General features: G+C 63.7%; 5 protein-coding genes and 1 riboswitch. Of the genes, 4 read left to right on the top strand and 1 reads right to left on the bottom strand.

All coding sequences use genetic code 11. The features are described 5' to 3' along the window. Nucleotides 1–378: 378 nt before the first annotated feature. The 3 genes from corA to MJ783_RS06150 all read left to right on the top strand — a co-directional run bounded on the left by corA (nucleotide 379) and on the right by MJ783_RS06150 (nucleotide 4448). Complete coding sequence (gene corA / locus MJ783_RS06160) at nucleotides 379–1566, top strand: magnesium/cobalt transporter CorA (protein WP_239309025.1); 1188 nt, start codon at nucleotides 379–381, stop codon at nucleotides 1564–1566. Nucleotides 1567–2287: 721 nt separating this feature from the next. Next, a complete protein-coding gene (locus tag MJ783_RS06155; RefSeq protein WP_239309024.1) occupies nucleotides 2288–2659 on the top strand; it encodes a hypothetical protein in 372 nt (123 codons plus the stop codon). A 448-nt stretch (nucleotides 2660–3107) separates the two neighbouring features. Continuing rightward, a riboswitch (cyclic di-AMP (ydaO/yuaA leader) is annotated at nucleotides 3108–3279 on the top strand. A 185-nt stretch (nucleotides 3280–3464) separates the two neighbouring features. Further along, nucleotides 3465–4448, top strand: a complete 984-nt coding sequence (locus MJ783_RS06150) for a C40 family peptidase (protein ID WP_239309022.1) — start codon at nucleotides 3465–3467, stop codon at nucleotides 4446–4448. A 528-nt stretch (nucleotides 4449–4976) separates the two neighbouring features. Here MJ783_RS06150 and MJ783_RS06145 read toward each other — a convergent pair. Further along, nucleotides 4977–5636: a plasmid partitioning protein gene (locus MJ783_RS06145; protein ID WP_239309021.1), complete on the bottom strand. Its 660-nt coding sequence runs from the start codon at nucleotides 5634–5636 to the stop codon at nucleotides 4977–4979. Between the two features lie 273 nt (nucleotides 5637–5909). On the opposite strand from MJ783_RS06145, the gene MJ783_RS06140 reads away from it, so the two are divergent. Then, a partial coding sequence (locus MJ783_RS06140; protein WP_239309019.1) for a MarR family winged helix-turn-helix transcriptional regulator occupies nucleotides 5910–6251 on the top strand: 342 nt, incomplete at its 3' end.

Raw genomic sequence — 6251 nt, 5'->3', positions numbered from 1 at the left:
ACAACTCATCCGGTATCGCTTCGGCCTCCCGCCTTGCCAGGGGCCGCCTGGACGCGGCTCACTGATCGAAAGCCTGATCTCCCACACGCTCTCAGCGGGGCATGATCGGAGAAGGGCTCGTCGAGCACCCCCGCCGGTAACGAGGATCAGGCAGGTACGGGTAGAAGTACTGACAAGAAGGCCACAAAAAGTCCAGCCGCGACCGATTGGAACAGGATGGTTACTCAATGCCGTGGCGCCAGCCAGCGAAGCACCGTTCGACCGCACGGCGATGCGCGCCAGCGCCCGCCCGAAACACTGGTACCCAAAAAAGCCAGACCGGCATAACTATCGACCGCATAACAATTAAGCGAAGGACATGAACAGGATGATCCGGAAATGAACAACAAGGAGTCTGCTGACGACAGCGGTAATCGGCACAACGGGCAGCTTCCGTTCGCACAGGCTGCCGCCAGCCATCCGTCAACCGCGGCAGGATGGCTGGCCGGCGCCCTGAGCAAGCCCGTGTCACTGGTCCGGATGGTCCCCAAACGCCGCCGCATACGCCCGGAGAGTCCTTCGACACCGCCCGGCCGAGTGATCGCGTGTCACATATACCGGGACGGCTACCGCGATCCGCGATCGATCCACCATACCGATGCGCTGCGTGTTGCCCGGGATCACCGCGGCAGTTTTGCCTGGCTCGGCCTGTACGAACCGAGCACGACGGAACTGTCCAATATCGCCGATGTCTACGGGCTGCATCCGCTCGCGGTCGAGGACGCCGTCACCGCCCATCAACGGCCGAAACTGGAGCGATACGGGGAGACCCTTTTCGTCGTCCTCAAGACCGCCTGTTACGTGGAACACGAGGAGCTGACCTCGACATCGGAGATCGTCAACACCGGCGAGGTCATGGTGTTTCTCGGCCAGGATTTCGTAGTCACGGTCCGGCATGGGGAACATGGCGGGCTCCAAGCCCTGCGCAGCCGGCTGGAAGCGCACCCGGAAATGCTCCGCCACGGACCGTCGGCTGTCCTCCACGCTATCTGCGACCAGATTGTCGACGATTACCTGGCGGTTACCGAGAAGATTGAAATCGACATCGACGACGCCGAGGGATCGGTCTTTCACCGATCGATTCCGCCCGATGCCAGTAAAGTTTACCAGCTCAAACGTGAGGTGCTTGAGCTCAAGCACGCTGTCACGCCACTCGCCGCTCCGCTGCGAGCGCTCACCGAACCGGACGTCGGCGGGATTGCCCCGCGCATTCAGGAATACTTCCGTGACGTGGCCGACCACCTCGAACAGGTCACCGAACGAATAGCTCGATTCGACGAGCTGCTGTCGTCAATTATTCAGGCGACCTTGACACAGGTGGCCATCGCGCAAAACGAGGACATGCGCCGCATCAGTGCCTGGGTCGCCATCGCCGCGGTTCCGACAGCGGTTGCCGCCATTTACGGGATGAATTTCGAGCACATGCCCGAACTGCGGCAGCCGTGGGGATATCCCGCTGCTCTCTGCTTGATGGCGGCAATCTGCTTCACCCTGCACCGAGCCTTCAAACGGAATGGCTGGCTGTAGCCTCGTACCGTGGTACGCTCAAATATCAACTGATAGCATGATGGACGCTCGTGAATATTGCTGCTGGCTTTCGCGGCCGGTCCGGTCAGCTCGCCGGTGGAGCCGATACACCGACGAGCTGACCGGTATAGCAGAAGGCCGCGATCATCATTTTTTGCGTGGCTGACGCCCAAAAACCGACCGAACTCATGTTTCGTGGCGTCCCGTGTGTAAAAATTGAGCAGGGTGTTGAAGGCGCCACAATACCAGGCAAATTATCCACCGAGCTGGCCGCGCCGCGAAGCTCCCGCCAGACGCGGGTGGCCTCCGTTCGAGCCAGCACAACTGGCACAACCAGTGCCACAGGCCGGGCCATGGGAATTACCACGGCGCGGCCCCGCCGACCCGGCTGGGATACCGCCCGTCAGGACTATACCGTACCCAGCAGGACCGCACCGCGGCTTCGTTCGATAGCTATTTCATACTAGGAACAACGACATATCACCCGACAGCGGGATTCACGGAGACCACGCTGTCGGCTACCGTAATCGCCTGTGTCAGGCCTTCGTGCGGGAGTTCACAGTCAACTGCCGTCCCAGCCGCGGGCTAGCGGCAGCGTACGGTTACAATCCGTTCTCAGTCGCAACGCGGGCGTGGGTGGCAATGACGACGCCCCCCGCCGTATCCACACCATCACCTGTGACGTCGACCGCGACATCCGCGACATCCGCGACGCGATCCGATGACCCAGCCGACATACCCGGTCCGTAACGATCTTATCGCCGAGCTGGCGACAAGACTGGAGCAGCTCGATCAGATCCTTGGGCGGCTGGAGGATGCCGAGCGGCAGGCCGCCGACGCCAGCGAGCGCCTGATGCGCACCCGGCGGTGGCAGGAGGAGACGGTCCGCGCGATCCAGGACGAGCGAGCGCAGATGCGCACCCATCAGCGGGCGCTGGACGATCTCGCGGACCGCGCACAGGCGGCCGTCGAGGCCCTGTCCGGCCAGTACCGCTCCCTGCCCCCGGAGATTCACGAACTCGCGGTCGAACTGCACGTCCTGCAGACCGCGGGCCTGCTCTCCCGCCGCGACACCCGCGCCCGGCGCCGCTGACGCCGACCCGTCCCAGGCCGCGGACATCCTCTCGCACAGCGGATTTCGGAGCGGGAAATCCCATAACGGCTGACACAGTGCGTAATCTAGCGAGCCTATTCATTAAGACAATTTTCGCTACTACATGTCAGCGATATATAGCTGTCGGCACTCAAGCACCCCCCCGTCGCCGGACCGTCACCGCTATGGCGTAATGTCATCTTCCGCATCCTGTGGGTCATGGCATGGCAAGCCTCCGTCTGGGCGACCTGTCGCAGTGGCCAGCAGATCAAGATAGAGCGGCGAGTGATCGGCAAGGAGGATGAGAGGAACCGCTATGGTCACTTCTGCGAGTACTCGCCGTAGTTGTGAGGGACTAGTATTTGCTGGCACCATCCTTTTGAACTAGTCTCGCGCCGACGTCACGACAACACCGGGCCGAACGCCGAATCCTGCCCACGGCCCCGGTGTCCCCTCCGAGTCGTCACCAGGGCAGGAGCGGGGGACCCATCCTCCACCGGTTTGGCACCGAGCCACGGTGCCGACCTAGGGGTGAAGTGAGTCGTGTGCTGGTCGCACGGCCCACCGGGCAGCCCAGCCCGAACCCGACAGCTCACCTCGCAGGCGAACGGGAAGGATCACAGTCTTGTCTGCGCCCGATGTGCAGCTTGATCCGGCAATATGGCCATGTTCGTCGCCGACGGCGTCGCTGTCCTCGCTGCGACCTCAGGCCGAGACACCTGGGCGTCCAGCCCGCGGCAGGCACCGCGCGCCCGCTCCGCCGTCGGCCCCCGGCCGCGTCCGGGCACGTGCCGCGGTCGCGGCGATGACAACCGGCACGGTTGCGGTGTCAGGCGTCGCGCTGGCCGGCTGCGCCCCGACCGACTCAGGGATGGACGAGACTTCGGTCAGTTCCCGGATCACCCTTGGCTCTCAGTTCGGAAGCCAGGCGTCACTCGCCGGTCTGCGCACGTCCGTTATCAACCCGGCCACCTCGGTTGGCCCCGGGTCCATCACCAGCCATGTGATCGATCAGGCTGACCTGCACCCCAAGTCAGGTGTCGCGCTCAGGGTCACTAATCCGGACGTGTCAGTACAGGCCGACCAGCCCATTGACATGGGCTTCTCCCTCGAGGACGGGACGACCCACGCGCCGCTGTCAAACCAGCTCATCAAAATTCAGGTAAAGCTGCCTGACGGCTGGGCAACATTCAAGCACCTGTATACTAACGAGCAGGGCTTTGCGAGCTACACTGCCAAGGTTCTCACCACCACACAGATCACTGCTATCTTCGACGGAACGGATGCCCTGCAGTCGGCTCGCTCCTCGAACGTTGGTACTATGACGGTGGTGCCCAGTCCGGTCCCCGCGCCTCCGGCGCAGGCCGCCGGCTCGGCCGCTGCTGCCGCGTTTCGGGTATCCACCTCCGATACAGCGGATGCTACGATGCCAGTCGGATCGCTCGGTGAAAGAGCTGTCTATCTGGCCGCGCAGCAAGCCGGCAAGCCTTACGTGTATGGTGCGGAGGGCCCCTACTCCTTCGACTGTTCCGGCCTGGTTCAGTATGTTTTCAAACAGCTCGGCCGCAGTCTCCCCCGCACCGCGGAAGAACAGTACGAAGCCACGGCCCATGTGTCGCAGTACAATAAGCAGGTCGGCGACCTCATCTTCTTTGGTACGCCGGGAAACATCTACCACATCGGCATCTATGCCGGCGGTGGCAAGATGTGGGCGGCACCAAAGTCCGGTGAAGTCGTTTCGCTCAGAGATATCTACACCACGTCATACTCAGTCGGCCGGGTCAGTTAGCGGCCAGCGGCCTCGCTCGTTGACTCCTTCATCTCACTGATATGACTGACGCAGTCAGCCTCTGAAAAACATATAGCGGGTTCACGCGTGTCCTCCCCCTCCGGTCACGCGTGAACCTCACCGCCAGATCGGTGTTGTCGATATAAACACCGGTCTGGCGGTCCCAAACCACAACTGGATGTCTCCAAAGACTTCCGCTGGTCGGATCGAGCCAACCCCCCCGGCTCGCAATGCCCGGCGGAACACGGGCTTCCCCGGCCTTTCGCACTGAACCCCCCCCACAGTGCGCTTGGCCGGCGGAGGTCCTGGGCTCCCGCTGGTCGGCCGTGCCACCCCCCCGGCCAAGCCGACCGGCGGGAGCCCTCTCAACGACAGCCGACGAGGCGGGTCGAGGATTGATCCACAAATTGCCGGGATCTCCAGCTCGCTTCAGACCGAAGGCCACGCGAAAACACCATCATCGCGTGGCCTTCGGTGGCCGCTTAGAGTGACCGGCAATAGGGCGTTCGATCAGGGAGCGGCGACCGCTTAGCCCTTGATGTCCTTTGAGAATTTCCACAGCTCGCTGGTCGTGGCTTCGTTCCATTTCCGCCCTGGCGCAAGAGCCACTGGCTTGACATGGACCCGTGAAGGACACGCGGGGAGCGGCCCGACCGTGTTCACCGTCCCGACCGCCGTGAACAGTGGCTGCTGGGCGGGGTCGAGCGGGCCGCAGGCCACCGTGAGCGCGAGGCGGCCGCCCTCTCCCGCACCCCAGATGTAGATCCGGGACATATCGATGTTCGATCGCTCCTTGGCGACGTAACGGACCACGTCCCACAGATACCGCGCGTCCTGACCGTTGGTCTGCCAGGTACTGGCCACCGCCTCCGGATACACCAGAGCGAACTTCTGTTGATCAGCAAGCGCGGACACCTTACTGTCCTTCTCGATCGTCGCCGCGTCACTCTCGTCGTCATGCAGGACGAGGAGCAGCGGCACCGGCTTCTCGGGCTTGGCCTCGGCGTGGACCGCAAGCTCCCGGCCCGCGGACTCGTAGCCCGCCGGAATCTCGGCGCGCTCGGTCTTCACCTCGGGTGAGTGATGCCCGTAGGCGAGGGCAACGACGACCACGCCAGCGGCCACCAGCACCCGTCGACGGTTCTTGCTCCACAGCTCTTTCCCGGCTTTGAGCGGATTCGACGCCACCAGACAACCGAACCACACCGAGAGCCGTTGATTCGGCAGATTCGACACGTGGCGTGGACGAGTCGGGCACCACAGCCGTGGTCTGGCACACACCCGTGCGGGTTGACGCCAACGGCAACCAGCCGGGCGGACGCGGCCAGGCGCCAGCGGCCGCTCCACGGATCCGTCGCGGCGGCCCCAGGACACCCGCTTCGTGCCGATGGTGTATCCACAAGAATCTGTAGAGATCCGAGACGCCGCGGACGGATGACATGGCGTAGGGATGAGGCCGAGGTGGACAATGAACAAGCACTCGATCATCGGGCGCTGGAGAAGATCGAGCATGAGCTGGCCGTGCTCGGCCGCCGGGCCGAACGGTTCCGCATGGCCATCGCGGACGGCTCCGGCCCGCCTCTCGACCGTTCCGCCTATCTGCTTCTCAGCTATCTGTACGACCACGGCTCGGTACGGTTGACCACCCTCGGCGCGGTGTTCGCCCTCGACATCTCGACGGTGAGCCGCCAGGTCGCCGCACTGGCCACCGAGGGGCTGGTGGAACGCGCCACCGATCCCACCGATCGCCGGGCCAGCCTGGTGACCCTGAGCGCACGCGGACGCGATCGCTACGTCGTCACC

Source organism: Protofrankia sp. Cj3, from assembly GCF_917627355.1.
Lineage (GTDB): Bacteria > Actinomycetota > Actinomycetes > Frankiales > Frankiaceae > Protofrankia.
This window is presented reverse-complemented; position numbering and strand designations above follow the sequence as displayed.

Excerpts from the sequence above, each read along its gene's own strand:
- MJ783_RS06150 (WP_239309022.1), top strand. The coding sequence starts at position 3,465 with ATGACAACCGGCACGGTTGCGGTGTCAGGCGTCGCGCTGGCCGGCTGC.
- corA (WP_239309025.1), top strand. The coding sequence starts at position 379 with ATGAACAACAAGGAGTCTGCTGACGACAGCGGTAATCGGCACAACGGG.
- MJ783_RS06155 (WP_239309024.1), top strand. The coding sequence starts at position 2,288 with ATGACCCAGCCGACATACCCGGTCCGTAACGATCTTATCGCCGAGCTG.